This is a genomic window from Streptomyces sp. H27-D2 (assembly GCF_035828615.1).
GTDB lineage: Bacteria > Actinomycetota > Actinomycetes > Streptomycetales > Streptomycetaceae > Streptomyces.
The window spans coordinates 1-15,846 of record NZ_JAYMZR010000132.1 but is presented as its reverse complement, the minus strand read 5'-3'; the positions used below and the strand labels follow the sequence as shown (position 1 = coordinate 15,846).

General features: G+C 69.3%; 17 protein-coding genes and 2 pseudogenes. 11 read left to right on the top strand and 8 right to left on the bottom strand.

Translation table 11 applies throughout. From position 1 onward, the window contains the following. Positions 1-282: 282 nt before the first annotated feature. Both QMK28_RS31250 and QMK28_RS31245 read left to right on the top strand, forming a co-directional pair. Positions 283-879: pseudogene (locus QMK28_RS31250) on the top strand (cytochrome P450); the annotation flags it as partial. Next, positions 825-1,217, top strand: coding sequence for a DUF2716 domain-containing protein (locus QMK28_RS31245; RefSeq protein WP_326443067.1), 393 nt, complete (start codon positions 825-827; stop codon positions 1,215-1,217). The pseudogene QMK28_RS31250 and the gene QMK28_RS31245, both read left to right, overlap by 55 nt. 147 nt (positions 1,218-1,364) lie before the next feature. On the opposite strand, the gene QMK28_RS31240 is transcribed toward QMK28_RS31245, so the two are convergent. From QMK28_RS31240 to QMK28_RS31225, 4 genes are all read right to left on the bottom strand, one after another. Next, positions 1,365-1,910, bottom strand: a complete 546-nt coding sequence (locus tag QMK28_RS31240; protein WP_326443066.1) for an HAD domain-containing protein — start codon at positions 1,908-1,910, stop codon at positions 1,365-1,367. Positions 1,911-1,925: 15 nt separating this feature from the next. Then, positions 1,926-2,618 (bottom strand): SAM-dependent methyltransferase, encoded by a 693-nt coding sequence (locus tag QMK28_RS31235; RefSeq protein WP_326443065.1) that lies wholly within the window; start codon positions 2,616-2,618, stop codon positions 1,926-1,928. Beyond that, positions 2,619-3,530, bottom strand: a complete 912-nt coding sequence (locus QMK28_RS31230) for an aminoglycoside phosphotransferase family protein (RefSeq protein ID WP_326443064.1) — start codon at positions 3,528-3,530, stop codon at positions 2,619-2,621. 77 nt (positions 3,531-3,607) lie between these two features. Then, on the bottom strand, positions 3,608-4,357 hold the full coding sequence (locus QMK28_RS31225; protein WP_326443063.1) for a hypothetical protein: 750 nt from the start codon (positions 4,355-4,357) through the stop codon (positions 3,608-3,610). Between the two features lie 223 nt (positions 4,358-4,580). Here QMK28_RS31225 and QMK28_RS31220 point away from each other — a divergent pair, with 223 nt between their 5' ends. Both QMK28_RS31220 and QMK28_RS31215 read left to right on the top strand, forming a co-directional pair. Continuing rightward, on the top strand, positions 4,581-5,936 hold the full coding sequence (locus QMK28_RS31220) for a tetratricopeptide repeat protein (protein WP_326443062.1): 1,356 nt from the start codon (positions 4,581-4,583) through the stop codon (positions 5,934-5,936). 1 nt (position 5,937) lies between these two features. Continuing rightward, entirely contained in the window at positions 5,938-6,468 is a 531-nt protein-coding gene (locus tag QMK28_RS31215; protein WP_326443061.1) for an NUDIX domain-containing protein, read from the top strand. Positions 6,469-6,535: 67 nt separating this feature from the next. Here the strand turns inward: QMK28_RS31215 and QMK28_RS31210 are convergent, their stop codons facing one another. Further along, complete coding sequence (locus QMK28_RS31210) at positions 6,536-6,988, bottom strand: hypothetical protein (RefSeq protein WP_326443060.1); 453 nt, start codon at positions 6,986-6,988, stop codon at positions 6,536-6,538. 80 nt (positions 6,989-7,068) lie between these two features. Between QMK28_RS31210 and QMK28_RS31205 the strand changes: the two genes are divergently transcribed. From QMK28_RS31205 to QMK28_RS31195, 3 genes and pseudogenes are all read left to right on the top strand, one after another. Further along, positions 7,069-8,187: a DUF4062 domain-containing protein gene (locus QMK28_RS31205; RefSeq protein WP_326443059.1), complete on the top strand. Its 1,119-nt coding sequence runs from the start codon at positions 7,069-7,071 to the stop codon at positions 8,185-8,187. 412 nt (positions 8,188-8,599) lie between these two features. Then, positions 8,600-8,878: pseudogene (locus QMK28_RS31200) on the top strand (hypothetical protein); the annotation flags it as partial. Between the two features lie 168 nt (positions 8,879-9,046). Beyond that, positions 9,047-9,421: a type II toxin-antitoxin system VapC family toxin gene (locus QMK28_RS31195; RefSeq protein ID WP_326443058.1), complete on the top strand. Its 375-nt coding sequence runs from the start codon at positions 9,047-9,049 to the stop codon at positions 9,419-9,421. Between the two features lie 65 nt (positions 9,422-9,486). Here QMK28_RS31195 and QMK28_RS31190 read toward each other — a convergent pair whose 3' ends face one another. Continuing rightward, entirely contained in the window at positions 9,487-10,044 is a 558-nt protein-coding gene (locus QMK28_RS31190; protein WP_326443057.1) for a DUF4232 domain-containing protein, read from the bottom strand. A gap of 82 nt (positions 10,045-10,126) precedes the next feature. Here QMK28_RS31190 and QMK28_RS31185 point away from each other — a divergent pair, with 82 nt between their 5' ends. From QMK28_RS31185 to lysA, 3 genes are all read left to right on the top strand, one after another. Next, positions 10,127-11,518, top strand: a complete 1,392-nt coding sequence (locus QMK28_RS31185) for an RNA polymerase sigma factor (RefSeq protein WP_326443056.1) — start codon at positions 10,127-10,129, stop codon at positions 11,516-11,518. Positions 11,519-11,729: 211 nt separating this feature from the next. Further along, on the top strand, positions 11,730-12,173 hold the full coding sequence (locus QMK28_RS31180; protein ID WP_326443055.1) for an SAV_915 family protein: 444 nt from the start codon (positions 11,730-11,732) through the stop codon (positions 12,171-12,173). Positions 12,174-12,184: 11 nt separating this feature from the next. Beyond that, positions 12,185-13,690 (top strand): diaminopimelate decarboxylase, encoded by a 1,506-nt coding sequence (lysA, locus tag QMK28_RS31175; RefSeq protein ID WP_326443054.1) that lies wholly within the window; start codon positions 12,185-12,187, stop codon positions 13,688-13,690. A 139-nt stretch (positions 13,691-13,829) separates the two neighbouring features. Here lysA and QMK28_RS31170 read toward each other — a convergent pair whose 3' ends face one another. Together QMK28_RS31170 and QMK28_RS31165 are read right to left on the bottom strand one after the other, a co-directional pair. Further along, the gene (locus tag QMK28_RS31170; RefSeq protein ID WP_326443053.1) at positions 13,830-14,606 is read right to left on the bottom strand and encodes a GNAT family N-acetyltransferase; all 777 of its coding nucleotides are present in this window, start codon (positions 14,604-14,606) and stop codon (positions 13,830-13,832) included. Further along, complete coding sequence (locus QMK28_RS31165) at positions 14,603-15,115, bottom strand: hypothetical protein (protein ID WP_326443052.1); 513 nt, start codon at positions 15,113-15,115, stop codon at positions 14,603-14,605. The genes QMK28_RS31170 and QMK28_RS31165 overlap by 4 nt, the downstream gene beginning before the upstream one ends. Before the next feature lie 430 nt (positions 15,116-15,545). Here QMK28_RS31165 and QMK28_RS31160 point away from each other — a divergent pair. After that, on the top strand, positions 15,546-15,846 hold a 301-nt coding region (locus QMK28_RS31160; RefSeq protein ID WP_326443051.1), incomplete at its 3' end, for a VOC family protein.

The following is a 15,846-nucleotide window of genomic DNA, read 5'->3' as shown; positions in this document are numbered from 1 at the left end:
TCTGATTCCTCCGGAGCGGACGCGTGCGCGGTGGAATGCTGGAACAGCAAGGGGGCCTCTGAATCTTGAGACGTCTTGGCGGACTCCCGAGGTATAGCAGAGGTCCCACCGCCTCAACTGGCGCTCTCCAGAGCCACTTGACCTGCGCCGATCCGCCTTAACTACGCGGCATTGGGTATAGACCGATCAGCCCTCACGAGCGGACCCGGAAATGAACGAACACGGCCCCTTGTGGATCATAGAATTCTCTACGCTTCAAGATCTATAAGGGCGCCGAGCCCGTCCCGCCATCATCTCCCACTCCTCGACCGCCTTATCTTGGCTCGCGACGGCGACGACCGGCTGAGCGAGGAGGAACTGATCTCTCTCGCGGTGCTCCTGCTCGTGGCCGGCCACGAGACCACGACCAACTTCCTCGGCAACGCGACCCTGTCCCTGCTCCAGCACCCGGCCGGACTCGACCGTCTCCACCAGAACCCGGACGGCATCCCTGCGGTACTGGACGAGCTGCTTCGATTCGTCTCCCCCGTCAGCACGGCCACCTTCCGGCACACCACCGAGGCCGTCACACTCGGCGGCACTGACAGCCCAGCAGGCGCACCGGTACTGGTCGCCCTCGGAGCTGCCAACCGCGACCCGGAACGATTCCCGTCATCGGGCCAATTCGATACGGAACGGGACGCTGCCGGCCACCTCGCTTTCGGGCACGGCATCCAGCGCTGCGTCGGTGCTCCACTGGCCAAAGCCGAGGGCGATATCGCGCTGCGCGCGGTGCTGGCGCGTTTCCCTCGCATTCGACTCGCTGTACTGCCCGACCAGCTTGAGTGGCGGCACACCCGTCTTGTACGCGGGCTGGCCTCGCTTCCCGTCCTGAACTAGCCCGAGGCTCACTTACATGGAGCCTAGCCGCGCTTGACGACGATCCAGAATACGACCGTTTGGACCGCCTGGTCGAGGTGGTCGAGCAGGGGCTAACTTCCTGCACTGGACCGAGCGGAACGCTGCTCGCGCTCGACTGGCAGCACACGTCGTACCGTTTCGCACCGCAGTGCGCCGGTGGCGCTGGGCAGCCGACCTGGCCTTTGAGTCCGTCCGCCGGCGGGAATTACTACATCTACCTCTCGGAAGACTTCCGTATGGGAAGTTTCGGGCACCCCCGGGAAAAGTCCCTCTGTCTGTGTGGTCCGGAATTCCTCGCGCCGCATCCGCGGAGGTAGACACGCTTCTCGGCCAGCCGATCCGTAGGTCCGGCAGGGCAGTCGACACCGCCTGAGTTGGTCCTAAGTCCACCGGCACCCAGGTAGTCAGAACTCGCAACACATCCTGATGCCCTCGCTGCTCGCGACAGCGAGGGCATCCAGCCGTCAGACGGCGCGGGCTGTGAGTAGCTGCGAGACCCACCTCGTCACCTCGGTCAGATGCTCGGGCTGCAAACCGAGATGTGGGTCGGGCTGAACGAGGAGGGTCGGCGTTCCCCTGGCGGTGCGCTCCGCCGCCCAGGCGTGGTCGAGGCTGGTGAAGTCGTCGTCGATCCAGACGGCGGGAGCGTCTGCCAGCCAGACGTCGACGTGGTCGCGTTTCCAGAGGTACCCGTTGGGGTGGCTGGTGGTGATCTGGGGGCGAGGCAGGTCCAGGTGAGGAAAGTCGGGCAGTCCCAGGAGAGGGCCGATGATCGTGGTGGCTTCCTTACGCCAGCTCGTGCACCACACGGGGGTAACGAGTCCGCTGGTCACGAGGTCGGTGAGAATGCCGCCCTGGCTCGGGTCGAGCCAGATGGGCACGGGGTCGTCGGGGTGCCGACCGGTGGGCAGGACGGTGTGGCGGACGTGGGTGGGCGGGGTGCTGCCGTCGGCGGCCGGGAACGGGATGAGGACGCCGTCGATGTCCAGGAGCAGGTAGGGAAGGCGCATCGTTTCCTCCGTCGGTCAGCGTTTACGGGCAGTGATCAGGAGGGTGGTGGGCCACGGGTCGCGGCGCGGGTGCCGCAGCTCCACCGCCGAGGTGCCGCGCAGGCCGGTCCGGGAGAGATGAGCGCCCCAACGGCGGGCATCGAACTCCCATCGGGCGAGGGGCAGTCGGGTGCGGTCGGGCATGGTGACGTAGTCCTCGCGCGGACGGTCGTCCGTGGATGGATGTCTTCCGGCCCGTGCCGGGTGAGGGACGGAGAAGGCCAGGACACCGCCCGGTTCCAGGCGTCGGGAAATGGCGGCAAGGAGGAGCTCGGGGGCGACGAGGCCAACGGCGCCGAAGACGGAGTAGATCGCGTCGAAGGTCCGGCCGGTGGCCTGCAGGTGGTGCAGTGCGTGCCCGGCGGCGAAGGTGGCGCCGTCGATGTGTCCGTAGTGGGAGCGGGCCCGGCGCACCTGGAGGCCGACCAGGTCCACGCCGGTGACGCGGGCCTGGTGGTGCTTCGCGAGGTGGGCCACGTTGTGGCCGGGGCCGCAGCCCAGCTCCAAGACGCGCTTGCCGCACAGGTTCCGTCCCAGGATCTCGGCGCCGGGACCGATGCCCGCGTGGGTGCTCCACTCCATCCGGGCAGGCGCGGTGAGGGCGTGCGCGGGGGCGGAGGCTGTGCGCTGGGCTGCGTGGGCGTACCAGGGGGAGACCTGGGCGAGCACCTAGACCTCCAGGAGTTGAACCACGTCGTTCAGGTGGCGGCGGACGACGGGGATGTACGCGGGGTCCTTGGCCGGATCGTCGATCCAACGGATGGCCTGCTCCATGAACCACTCCACGGCCCACATGCGATGCCAGCCCAGGGCCCATGCCTCCGCGGCCAGGCCGCCCCGGGCGGCGAGGGCGTCCTCATGACCGCCTGCGGTGACGTACTGCTCCAGGAACACCCGCATGCGGAAGGGGCTCGGCACGTCGGTAGTGCCGTGATACGAGGCGAGATCGATCAAACCGGGTCCGGTGAAGGCGCGTGCGAAGTCGAGGAGGTGCCAGCCGTTCTCCCCGATGTGGACGCTCGTGGGGTGGAACTCGGAGTGCACCCAGCCGAACGGGTCGAGCGTCGCACCCTGGACACGGGCCTCGGCCGCGGCGGAGATCTTCCCCAACGCCGTCTCGATGTCGTCGCAGTCCGCCCAGCGGTCAGCTTTCCGCAGCCGCTGCAGGTGATCGAGGGCTCGGCCGGGCAGGGCCGCGAGGCCCGCCCCGTCGAGCAGGGGCAGACCGGTGGCCGGGCGGGCGGCATGGAGCATCACGGCGGCGGCGACACCATCGAGGTCGTCTGCCTCCCTTACGGGGGCGCCGAGGTCGTCCATGAGCATCCCGAGCCACTTGTCCTGCATGGCAGTGGCGTGGAGGGCAGGGACCGGGAGCCCGCGCTGGTGGGCCACCCGCAGGGCCTGGGCCTCGCGGTCGAAGGGCTCCTTGGCGTACTTGAAAACAGCTGTGGTGCCGTCGGGGAAGGTGACGCGTTCGACGCCGGACATGCCCCAGACACGCATCTCGGCACGGTCGGGGAGGGACTTGCCGACGAGGGTGCACAGGTCGACCAGCAGGGTGGCGGACAGGCTCTGGTCCATGGGGGTCTCCAGGGGACTGGTGGGCTCCGGGCCAGGCGCGCGCGAGCTGGCCCGCCCCGGAGCCGTACTGGGGTGGGTTACTCGGCTGCGGTCACGCGGTGGGCGTAGACCTGCTCGATCCAGCCCGCCTTGAACTCGGCCAGGTCGTCACGGAAGTTGGCCATCGAGGCACCGTAGGGCGCGACGACGCCGCCGGACTGGTCCGGCACGGACTGGCAGCCGTGCACGAGCCGGCCGCCGAGCGCGGCGTGGGCCTTGATGGACTCGATCCGGCGGTGTTCGTTGAACCAGCCGCCGTGGTAGACCTCGTCCAGCATTCCGCCCGTCTCGTCGTCCAGGTCGAAGACGACGGAGGTGGCGGCGGGGAAGAACCAGCACGGGCCGACGTTGGAGATGTGCCCGTCCAGCTCGACCTTGTTGAGCGCCATCAGCGTGGCCGCTTCGCGCAGCATGCGCAGGTGGCCGGCAGTGATCTGCGGGAGGCCGAGGCCGGCCAGGTGTTCCTCGCGGAAGAGGTACGAGTACACCCCGTACGCCGTCGCCAGCACGCGGGCTGCGTCCGAGGTGGACTCGCCGTGGTTCTTGATGAAGTCGAGCGCGAGCTGCTCGACCGCGCTCTCGGTCGTCTCGTCCACGTCGAGGAGCTGGGCCTTCACCAAGTCCCAGTCGGCGACGAGCCAGGTGCTGGACTCGAAGCGGAAGAAGTACTCGGCCGGGTCGATGGTGATGCGCCGGCCGTCGACCTGGATGCCGGGCAGGCGGCTCCAGCGCGGGTCGAACGCCTCGGGCAGTTCGACCGTGATGGCCGTGGTGTCGATGGTGGTCACCGTGTCTCCGTCTCTGATCGGCCGGGTCCGGACACAGGAGTGCCAGAACCCGGCATGGGCGTACGGAACTTCGGGGTGCCGCCCGGACCAAGGGGGAGCCTGGATCACGGTCACGCCGTTCCGGGCGGCTGCTGATAAGTGAACCGTTGGTCACGCTCAGTGGGTACGGTGGTGGGCAGTTGAAGCGGTATACGCGGTTTACAGCTCCGGTGGGGAGGTGGTCGTGGCGGGGCAGAGAGATCCCAACTCCCGTCTGCGGGATGCCATCAGCGCGGCAGGATGCACCTACGAGGCGCTCGCGAGGGACGTGCGTCGCGTGGCCGCCGAGAACGGCGAGATGCTCCAGACCAACAAGTCGGCCGTCTCGCACTGGGTGAACGGCAGCCGAGCCCCGTCAGGGCAGGTGGGTCAGTACCTGGCCGAGGCGCTGTCCCGGCGAGCAGGACGCCCGATCACCCGGACCGAGATCGGTCTGTATGCCGGTGATGCCGAAGAGCCGGCGGAGGCCGATCCGGTCCTCGCCGTCACCGACCTGGGCCGCGCCGACGTCGAACGCCGCCGCTTCCTCGCCATCGCAGCCTTCACCACCGCCGGCGTCGCCATGCCCCTCAGCCACGACCACGAAGCCACCGCCCGCATGCTCCGCGCCCGCACCGGCACGTCCCTCGTCGGCGCGGAGGACGTGGACGTCGTACGCCAGATCACCACCGCCTTCAGCGCCGCCGACGAACGCCTCGGCGGCGGGCACGGTCTGACCACCGTCTGCGCCTACCTCGCCGACACCGCCGCCCCTATGCTGCGCGGACGCTTCCCCAGCGAAGTCTTACGCCGGGCCGCCTTCGGAGCCGTCGCCGAACTCGCCTACCTGGCCGGATGGAAGCACCACGACCTCGGTCAGGAAGGCGCCGCCCAGCGCTACTACCAGGTCGGCTACCAGCTCGCCTGCGAAGCCGACCCCCAAGGCCACGCCGCCTGGATGATGCGCGCCCTCGCCCACCAGGCGCTGAGCCTCAAGCAGCCCCATCACTGCGTCGATCTCGTCGAAGGCGCCCTACGCCTGGGCCTCGGCCACGTCGACGGCCAGACGGAAGCTCTCCTCCACATCACACATGCCCGCGCCTACGCGGCCACGGAGGAGAGCGCATCAGCCGCACGCGCCCTGCTTGCCGCCGAGGATGCCCTCCTACGCGACGACGCCCCGCAGCCCAGCTACTCCGGCGTGAGCGGCCCCGCCGCCGGCACCGTGGCCAGCCACACCGCCCGTACCCTGACCGATCTCGCCGACCACATCGGCACCGAGCAGCAGCACCGCGACGCCCTCACCCGCTGGGACCCCGTGAAGTACAAGCGCGTCCACGCTCTCACCCACGCCGACCTCGGCGACAGCCTCGCCGTCCAGGCCCGCGCCGACGAAGCCGTCGCCGCCTGGACCCAGGCCCTGATCCTCATGGAGGGCATGACCTCCGACCGGACGCGCAAGGCCATCTCCTCGATCCGCTCCACCCTCGCGGTCTACCAGCACCGGCGAGTCCCTGGCGCGGCCGATCTCGCCCGCCGAGCCCGCGAAGCCCTCGCCTAACATGCCCAACAACCCGCCCGACGAAGGGAACCCCGTGGCCCAGCAAACCGACGACCAGCCGAAGGCCCTCAAGCCGGCCCTCGAATCCATGACCCTGCTGGTCGCCGCAGTCATCGTCCACGACAAGGCCACCAACCGCGTCGTCCTCCTCCAGCGCAGCGAGAACGCCAAGTTCGCCCAGGGCATGTGGGACCTCCCCGTGGGCAAGAGCGAACCTGGCGAACCCATCACGGAGACCGCAGTCCGCGAGCTCTACGAGGAAACCGGTCTCAGGGTGAAGCCCGAGTCCCTCAAGGTCGCCCATATCATCCACGGAGCCTGGGGTGTCGAAGCCCCCAACGGCTTCCTCACCGTCGTCTTCGCGGCTCACGAGTGGGTCGGCGAGCCCGAGAATCGCGAGCCACGCAAGCACGCCCAAGTTTGCTGGATCGACACCGATGCCATCCCTGCTGATTTCGTGAGCACAACCGCGAGTGCCATCCACCGCTACCTCATGGATGGTCCGGAAGTCTCCCTCGACGGCTGGGGATAAGGGTTTGCACATGATGAGCTGAAACGGTCACCGATGCCCCATCGGAAAAGCGCACGAATATCGGGCGTCAGGCCACGGCCACACATATGCTGAGGAGACAAAGGCCGTACAGGGCTATGGCGAGGTGAAGAATCACCCACAAGCGATGAAGACGAATGCGATGCAGGCGCGGGAAACGACGGTAGTGATCAGCTCTAGCGCTTATCAGCCTTTCGTCGGAACCCAGGACGCCCAGCTCCACCAAGTCATTGGTCAAGGCTCGCGCCTGAGAGAGGTGATAGGACGCCCGTTCGAAGTATTTAGAGACCGCCAGCGCCCCGTATCCTCCAGTCATAGCCACGAAAAGACACAGAGGCATGACGTACGTCGAGAACTTCTGCTGGACAATGAGAGCACTCAAGGCAGCCGTGATAACGAGGAGAAGGCTGCTCAGTGACGAGCGTTGAGTCTCGCACTGCCGTAGCTGCTCCCGGTGCTCCTTCCAGTAAGCACGTATCGCCTCATCCGAGACTTCAGCCATAAAGCAACTCCTTACCCCAGGCAACTCATTGGCCACTTGGTTCGCTTCAACGAACCCTTCAGCAATGGAGATACCGTAGCGTGAGAATCTTCATCAGCAGCGTCCGTAGGGGACTGGAGGAGGAGCGCGACGCGCTGCCTGGCCTCATTCGCGCAGTTGGACACACTCCCGTCCTGTTCGAGGACTTCTCAGCGCAGGCCACGCCCAGCAGGCAGGCATGCCTGGCCGCCCTCGACTCCGCGGATGTTTGCGTCTTCCTGCTCGGGCCGTCCTACGGGCACGTCTTCCCCGAGACAGGGCAATCAGCAACACACGATGAATGGGTCGCGGCTAAGACGGCGGGCAAGCCTCGCTGGGTTTACCGGAAATTGGATGTCACCTTCGAGGACGCCCAGCAGGATTTCGCCAGAACCGTGGAGGCGTACGCCACTGGCGGGTTCCGTGATTCATTCCGAAACACCGCCGAGCTAATGACCAAAGTCGTAGCCAAGGTCAAAGAAGTGGAGTCAGATCGGTCCCCGTTGTCCTTTGCCCCCCTAGCGCAGCCCGTTTCTCTGCGCTGGAGCCTCGACCAGGTCGGCGCCGACGGGGCCACCAACCTTCCTCTATTGGAACTACATGTTCTTCCGGTGGAATTTCCGGGCTACTCGGCAAGAGAACTGGAAGGGGTTGGCACCTCGCTGGCGGACCGGATCCGCCGGGCCGGGGCAGTCGGGAACAGCGTCGCCTTGGCGGCGTCGAGTTCCCGAGAGCAGGCAGTCGTCGGCATCTCCGTTACTCCGCACCGTTTTTTTGATGCTCCTCGGCCCGGAGAGCTGGTGGAGGTTCGCTTGCATAAATCCGGCCAAGTCTCCCTACGGGCGACACTCCCCCAAGACAACATGGGATCCATACTGGATCACGACGCGCTGCCCCAGCAAGTAACCTCCCTGCTGAGATTCATCGGCGCACTGGACCTGATCCGAGATGAGCGCATTGCTCTGGCAATCGGCGTATCTGATCCCAACATGACCCAAGTCGACAGATTCAACCCACATCAGTCACGTACTCGTGCCGAGCTCAGCGCCTACAGCCGCTCGTTCACGCTGCAAACCGAGCCAGATGAATCCACTAGCTTGGCCGCGCTGGACGCGGGAGCTGAGGAGGTGGCTGGCATCCTTTCGCGAGCCCTGATCAAGCAACATCCCTCAGGATCCTAGAAGCGTGTCTGAGCTGGCCCGGACACGCGGCTTCTGCGGGATAGCGCTACTTACCTCCGACCCGCAGGCCAGTCCGCACAGAGTCCGCAGGACAGCCAATCAGGACCGTCGAGGCCCATCGCCAGCCATCAGTAAAAGGCCAGGTCAGCGCCTCACAGGGAAGATCCCCGCAGGTCACCGACCCGGCCCGTTACTTGGAGACCAAGAAGGCCTGATCCAGGGCCAAGGGCGACTGACCTGTAATTCCCCGGGTCATTTCGCCCACTACTGATCCGCACCCGGTCCGCTGGCCGCCCGCAGAGGCGTCCATAGCGGTCCGGGTGCGGTCTTTTCCTCCGGGTTTCCCTTCGCCGGACGGATTTCCGTCCGAGCGGCATCCTGGAGACCTGACTGAACCAGGGGAGTTGGGCACATGCGGTGGACCGTCCATGGCGAACGGCAGATCTACCGCAACACTTGGGTCAACCTGTGGCTCGTAGACGTTCAGCAGCCTGATCGCCGACGTTGGGAACACCACGTCTTCCGCGCCGACGGTGCCTCGTACATCGGTCCGCCCGCCGAGCTGAACGAATCGGATCGCATCGAGTGGATCCCGCTCTCGGAGATCCGCGGCATGATCGACCGCCGCGAGATCGTGAGCAGCGGCAGCCTCAACGGCCTTCTCTACGTTTTGCTGGACGAGGCGACCAAGCGGGGCGGTCAGCCCAGCGCCTCCACCGGCCTCTCGCATCCTGGAGCAAAGTCGCCACCGGCTAGGAGTAAGGCGGACCGGGCGGGGATCGCTCCGGGGTCAGATCCAGATCCCCGACGACTTCGATGACCTGCCCGAGGACATCGCCGACGCCTTTGGGATGCGTGGATGAGGCTGCTGCTCGACACTCACGTCGTCCTATGGTGGATGCACGACTCCGTTGAGCTGTCCGGGGAGATCAAAGACATGCTCGATACGGAACCCGCGGCATACGTCAGCGCCGTATCACCGTGGGAAATCGCCGTCGAGCAGTCGCTCGGGACACTCACAGGCCCCGAGGATCTCGCCGAGCGTGTACGAGACAGCCAGTTCACACCGCTCCCCATCACGGCGGGGCACGGCGTGCGCGCGGGTCGGCTGCCGATGCATCATCGCGACCCGTTCGACCGGTTGCTGATCGACCAGGCCCAGACCGAAGGACTGACCCTCCTGACGCGCGACAAGTGGATCCCGCAGTACGACGTGCAGGTCATGGCCGTCTGACAGGTCATGGCCGTCTGATCGCGAGATCACACACCTGGGCAACACCGTTTGGCGAGCCGCCGCAATCAGCCGCGCCGCCCCGGCTTCGTCCAGGCCGTCACGTCCAACGTGCCGGTCGTCCCGAGGTCGATGAGACTCGGCACGGTCTGCGAGGCCCGGTCGGCGGCCGGGGCGATGCGCAGGTAGGAACCGTTCACTGCTTCCTCCCTCGCTCCGGTGACCGTGTTGCGCCACACCACCGTCGCCACCGCCCGCCCGCCGGGCCGCAGCGTCACCGGCTCGGGGCCGGGATCGACGACGGCTGACGACACCGAGGCGCCGGTGCGGACCTCGACGTCGAGGGGCTTACGGTCGGCGTCGAGGACGCGGACGGACGGGTAGCCGTTCAGCTTGTAGGGGCGCTCGCCGCAGTTGACGAGCACGATGCCCATGGCACGCAGCCCCATCGCCGCGTCGGGTTGCTCCGCCGTGATCTTGACGCACGGCTCGGGGGCGGCGGGAGCACTGGCCGCCTTCCGGGCGGGCTGGGTTCCGCACGCGCCGGCGAGCACGGCGGCGGCCGCGAGCGTCAGCGCGAGGCCGGTGGGTGGCATCCGGCGTGCCCTGCTCTGTGTCCTGTCCACACCGCGATCATCACACGGGGGCTTTCCGAGCCACCTCCGGTCAGCAACCGGTTGCCGCCCCCGGGCGCAGCTGCTCTGATGGGTGATCGTGACGGCTTCCGATACTCATCGCGCGATCGACGCGGTCTGGCGGATCGAGTCGGCGAGGCTCATCGCCGGGCTCGTACGGATCGTGCGCGACGTCGGCGTGGCCGAGGAGCTCGCGCAGGACGCTCTGGTCATCGCGCTGGAGAAGTGGCCGGAGTCGGGTGTCCCGGACAACCCGGGCGCTTGGCTGATGGCCACCGCCAAGCATCGCGCGATCGATCTGCTGCGCCGCAACGAACGCTTCGCCCGCAAGCTCGAGGTGCTCGGGCATGAGCTGGAGCTCGACGGCGGGCAGCAGGTGGCGGGCGGGCCGGACTTCGAGGCGGTGCTCGACGGGGACATCGAGGACGATCTGCTGCGGCTGGTGTTCACGGCGTGCCACCCGGTGCTGTCGACCGAGGCGCGCGTCGCGCTGACGCTGCGGCTGCTCGGCGGACTGACGACCGAGGAGATCGCGCGCGCGTTCCTGGTCGCGGAGTCGACCGTCGCGCAGCGGATCGTACGGGCGAAGAAGACGCTCGCCGCGAAGCGGGTGCCCTTCGAGGTGCCGCAGGGGGCGGAACTCGCCGACCGGCTGTCGTCCGTGCTCGAAGTGATCTACCTGGTGTTCAACGAGGGCTACTCGGCGACCGCCGGTGACGACTTGATGCGCCCCGCACTCTGCGAGGAGGCCCTGCGGCTCGGCCGCGTCGTAGCCGAACTCATGCCGCGGGAGCCCGAAGTGCACGGCCTGGTCGCGCTGCTGGAGATCCAGGCATCCCGCTCGGCGGCCAGAACCGGGCCGTCCGGGGAGCCCGTACTGCTGCTGGAGCAGAACCGCGCGCGCTGGAATCCGCTGCTCATCCGCCGGGGCTTCGCCGCGCTCGAACGCGCCGTCTCGCTCGGCGGACCGCTCGGCCCGTACGCGTTGCAGGCCGCGATCGCCGCCTCGCACGCCCGCGCCCGCACCCCGGAGGAGACGGACTGGGCGCGCATCGCGGAGCTGTACGAGAGGCTGGCCCGGCTTGTGCCGTCCCCTGTCGTGGAGTTGAACCGCTCCGTCGCGCTGTCGATGGCGTACGGACCGGCGGTCGGGCTCGGACTCGCGGACGCGCTGGTCTCGGAGCCGTCGCTCAAGGAGTACCACCTGCTGCCGAGCGTGCGCGGCGACCTGCTCGCCAAGCTCGGCCGCCTCGACGAGGCGCGCGCGGAGTTCGAACGCGCGGCCTCGCTCACGCGCAACGGGCGCGAGCGCACGCTGCTCCTGGATCGCGCCGACACCTGCGCGGCCGGAGCAGGCCCCGGCCCGGGCGGAACGGACACCCGCGCGGACGCCCACCCGGACGGACCGGACGCCCACCCGGACGGACCGGCGGCGGCTCCCGCGCGGCCCGCCGACACCCGCTGAGCGCCCGCCGCCCCAGCCGCCCCGCGCAAGCGGCGCGCGCGTTCCCCGCCGTAGCCCCACCCGCCAGAAACGCGTCAACAGCACGCCGATACCCGTCAAAAGCGCGTCAGCGAGGGGTCTCGCTCCCCTTGCCACGGGCATAACGTCATTGCCATACCCACCCGGCTCCGTCCAAGGAGCCGAGACCTCTCGTGTCCTTCAGGAGGACGCAATGCCCCAGAGCGGCTACCCCGACGAGTCCGAAGACCCCGAGCCTTCCGGGCGTTTTCCCGCCGGGCCCCTCTTCGTCCCGGTCCGGCCGGGTCCGACCGGTTGCGCGGCCCGGCTGTTCCGCACCCGGCTGGGCGCCCGTACGGTCGTCGGTTTCACCTCCGAGCGGCGGCTCACCGCCACGCTGGGAGCCGCGCAGGCCTGGGTCAGGCTCGGGGAGCAGGCGCTGCGCTCCCTCGGCGAGCCGCTGGGGGTCACCGTCCTGACCGTGAACCCGCAGCTCGCCGCACCCGCCGTCACCCCTCCAGGCAAGACCGCTCCGCCGCGACCGCGCCCGCTCTCCCCGTCCCGCGCGCACCCGCACCCGACGCCCGCTCCCTCCGGCACACCGCGCGGGAACGGGACGGCGGCCGTCGGCCCCGTACCGGCCGCACGGATCGGTTGAGGGGCCGCAGAATGCCGGCGCCCTTCACCACCAGCACCCCTGACACCCCCACCACCAAGACCGCCCATGGCGCGAAGGCCGCCAACGGCACCAGGAGCAGCGCGAGCGCCGCAAGCAACGCGAGCCCCCGGGTCATCGCCCCGCACCCCCGCCGCGGGGCCCGCAAGCCCGCTCCCCGCTCCGGCCTCGCCGACCTCGGCAACCTCGAAGAGCGCCGAGCCCGCGAGCTGTCCGTCTGGCCCGCCTCCACCCTCCCCGCCGCCGACGGCGACCTGTCGGTCAGCGGCGTCCCGCTCGCCGAGATCGCCGACCGCTTCGGCACTCCCGCGTATGTGCTGGACGAGGGCGAGGTACGGGAGCGCTGCCGCGCCTACCGCCGGGCGTTCCCCGAGGCCGAGATCCTCTACGCGGCCAAGGCGTTCCTGTGCCGCGCGATGGTGCACTGGGTCCGGGAAGAAGGGCTGGGCCTCGACGTCTGCTCCGCCGGCGAGTTGGAGCTCGCCGTCACCACCGGCTTCCCGCCCGAGCGGATCGTCCTGCACCGCAACGCCAAGAGCCCGTACGACCTGCGCACCGCGCTGCGGCTGGGTGTGGGGCGCATCGTGATCGACAGCAGTTCGGAGATCGCCCGGCTCGCCGCCGAGGTCGCGCCGGGCGGGCGGCAGAAGGTCATGATCCGGGTGGTGCCGGGGGTGGCCGCGGGCGGGCACGCCTCGATCCGTACGGGCACGGACGACCAGAAGTTCGGCCTGTCGATCACCGACGGGTCCGCGCAGCACACCATCGCCCGCGTTCTGGACCACCCCCGACTCGAACTGGTCGGTCTGCACTGCCACTTGGGATCGCAGATCTCCTCGGCCAAGCCCTACCTGCTGGCCATCCGCCGGCTCGTGGGACTGCTGGCGCGCGTCAACGAACAGCACGGCGTCACGCTCCCCGAGCTGAACCTGGGCGGCGGCCACGGCATCGCCCACCGCCCCGGCGACGACGCGCTCGACGCGCCCGCCCTCGGCCGCCGGATGCGGGAGGAGATGACCGCGGGCTGCGCGGCGGCCGAACTCCCGGTGCCCAGGCTGACGATCGAGCCGGGCCGCGCGCTCGTCGGCCCCGCCGGAGTCGCGCTGCACCGGGTGCTCGCGGTCAGGCACACCGGCGAGCGGACGTTCGTCGCGGTGGACGGCGGCATGAGCGACAACCCCAGGCCCGCGCTGTACGGGGTCCGGTACGCACCCCGGCTCATCGGCCGCCGCTCCACCGCCGAGCCGCGCACGGTGACCCTGGCCGGCCGGCACTGCGAGGCGGGCGACATCCTCGCGAGCGACGTCGCCCTGCCCGGCGACCTGCGGCCGGGCGACCTGCTCGCGGTGCCCGTCGCGGGGGCCTACCAGCTCTCCATGGCCTCCGGGTACAACCTCGTCGGCCGCCCGCCCGTGGTCGCCGTCAGCGACGGCCGGGCGCGGCTGCTGGTGCGCCGCGCATCCCTGGCGGATCTGCGCAGCCGGGACGTCGGGGTGTAGGCGGGACGGGTCGGCTCAGCGAGACGGGCGTCCGGAACACCGGGTTCTACGACGGCGACGGCCTCGTCTGCCCGAAGGCACGGGCTGCCACGGAACAAACCCGTGGCAGCCCGTCCGAACCCTCGTCCCCCAGCCCCGGTCAGCGGTCAGCGGGGGCCGCGCGCGGCTCGCGCCACATCGGCCACAGCAGGGGGCCGCGGGGCAACTCCACGGGCTCGTCGATGACGTCGAACCCCAGGCGGGTGTAGAGCGCCCGGCTGCGCTCGCTGCTCGCCTCCAGATAGGCGGGTACGCGGTCGCGGTCGCAGGCGTGCAGCGCCGGTGCCAGCAGCGCGCTGCCGAGACGGTCGCCCTGGCGCTCCGGGTCCACGCCGATGAACATCAGGTACCGGTGGGCCCGGTCGTGCGGGTGCCGTGCGCGCGTCAGCCGACCGACGATTTCCGGCCTTTCATTGCCGGGGTCGACGGCCTGAATGCGTTGGCCCATGTCGTCACCCTCCGCAGTGTCCGCAGCTTCCGGAGTGGACGACGCGGTCTCTGGAACCTCCGCCGGGACGGACAGCCACAGGGCTACGGCCGCGCCGTCCTCCGTGATGTCGACGAAGCCGTCCCGCCACGCCGCGTCGAGGACGATCTCGAAGAAGCGGGGGTGCGCGACGGCCCGCCGCGCCGCGTCGGGAAAGACCCAGCGACTCACCGGGTCCTGCTCGAACGCCACGTCCAGCAGCCGGCAGATCGTCTTCCGGTCCGCTTCCTCCGCGCGATGGACCCGCGGCGAGCGATTGACGGGGGTGACCGGGGTGACGGGGGTGACGGCGCTGGTGGGGTCAGCGGGGTCGAGGCCGGACGCGTCGCGTTCGGTGCGCGCGCCGGGCAAGCCGCCCGTGTCGCGCTCGTCCTGTCGCACTCCGGTCATCGCGTGGGCCTCCGGCTCCATGCTTCGAGCGCCAGCCCCGCGGCTTCCGCCCCGCCCTCGGCCTCCTCTTCGAACTCCTCGCGCGTCGCCTGGAGATCGCCGTCCTTGGCCCAGCCCCACGACTCGTACGCCGTGCGCGCCACGGAGTTCGACGCCTCGAAGCGCGTCGTCACGAGCGCTGCGTCGGTGCGCAGCAGCAGCCCTTCCTGCATCCGGGTCGCGATCCGGGAACGCCGCCTTGTCGGCAGCACCATCATCTCGGTGATCGCGAAAACCTGTCCCGATGCGGTGAGTTCCTCAACGTCCTTCGGCAATCCGCCCTGGAATCCCCGCCACCAGGCACCGGCCCGGTCGGGCGGATAGCCATAGGCGCAGCCGACCAATTCCACTTCGCTGGCGACCATCATGTCGAAGCCGGGCCGCTGCACATCTGCCGCGAACCTGCGCAGGAACTCCTGCCTGCTCCGGAATTCCTCACCGGGTGCGCCCCGGTACGCCTCGACATACATATCCGCGAAGGCTTCGCGCTGTTGTTCCGCCTGCCATCTGCTCAGCCGCCGCAGAAATACCTCTGCCATGCATTCCTCCCGCCCGCGGGCCCCGACCGGCCCCTCCCCGTCGCGGACCAGCTATTCAGCTTGACAGTTGACATCCGATCAGGAAACAGCGCAACCGTGTCATAGGGCCGGGCGGCGCTCCAACGGGGTATGGAAGCGCGGGCGACGCGCACTGCGCCCCACCCAGCCGCGCATCCCCGGCCACCGGCGGCCGCCGCACCCCGGCCGCCGCGCCCCAGCCCGCACGAGCCGGGTACGGGTCCGCCCCGGCCCCACGCCGGAACACGCGGCACCGAGCGCCGCCGCGTGGCGTCCGCCCGGCGTCCGCGTGTCGTCCGATTCGTACAAGACCAGCCGTCCGCCGCCTGCCTACGCTGCCCGCATGACACCTCGATTCGACGCCATCGGCCTGGTCGCGACGGACATGGCCGCATCCCTCGCCTTCTACCGCAAGCTCGGCCTGGACATCCCGGCCGAGGCCGACGCGCAGCCGCACGCCGAGGCCGCCCTGCCAGGCGGACTGCGCCTGATGTGGGACAGCGCGGAGGCCCTGGGGTCCGCCGATCCCGGCTGGACGCCGCCGAAGGGCGGCGGCACGATCGGCCTGGCCTTCGTCTGCGACAGTCCGGCGGACGTGGACACGAGCTACTCCGAGCTCGTCGCGGCCGTGTACACCGCTCACA

Excerpts from the sequence above, each read along its gene's own strand:
- QMK28_RS31230 (WP_326443064.1), bottom strand. The coding sequence starts at position 3,530 with ATGGACCAGAGCCTGTCCGCCACCCTGCTGGTCGACCTGTGCACCCTC.
- QMK28_RS31195 (WP_326443058.1), top strand. The coding sequence starts at position 9,047 with ATGAGGCTGCTGCTCGACACTCACGTCGTCCTATGGTGGATGCACGAC.
- QMK28_RS31180 (WP_326443055.1), top strand. The coding sequence starts at position 11,730 with ATGCCCCAGAGCGGCTACCCCGACGAGTCCGAAGACCCCGAGCCTTCC.
- lysA (WP_326443054.1), top strand. The coding sequence starts at position 12,185 with ATGCCGGCGCCCTTCACCACCAGCACCCCTGACACCCCCACCACCAAG.
- QMK28_RS31170 (WP_326443053.1), bottom strand. The coding sequence starts at position 14,606 with ATGACCGGAGTGCGACAGGACGAGCGCGACACGGGCGGCTTGCCCGGC.
- QMK28_RS31215 (WP_326443061.1), top strand. The coding sequence starts at position 5,938 with ATGCCCAACAACCCGCCCGACGAAGGGAACCCCGTGGCCCAGCAAACC.
- QMK28_RS31210 (WP_326443060.1), bottom strand. The coding sequence starts at position 6,988 with ATGGCTGAAGTCTCGGATGAGGCGATACGTGCTTACTGGAAGGAGCAC.
- QMK28_RS31240 (WP_326443066.1), bottom strand. The coding sequence starts at position 1,910 with ATGCGCCTTCCCTACCTGCTCCTGGACATCGACGGCGTCCTCATCCCG.
- QMK28_RS31165 (WP_326443052.1), bottom strand. The coding sequence starts at position 15,115 with ATGTATGTCGAGGCGTACCGGGGCGCACCCGGTGAGGAATTCCGGAGC.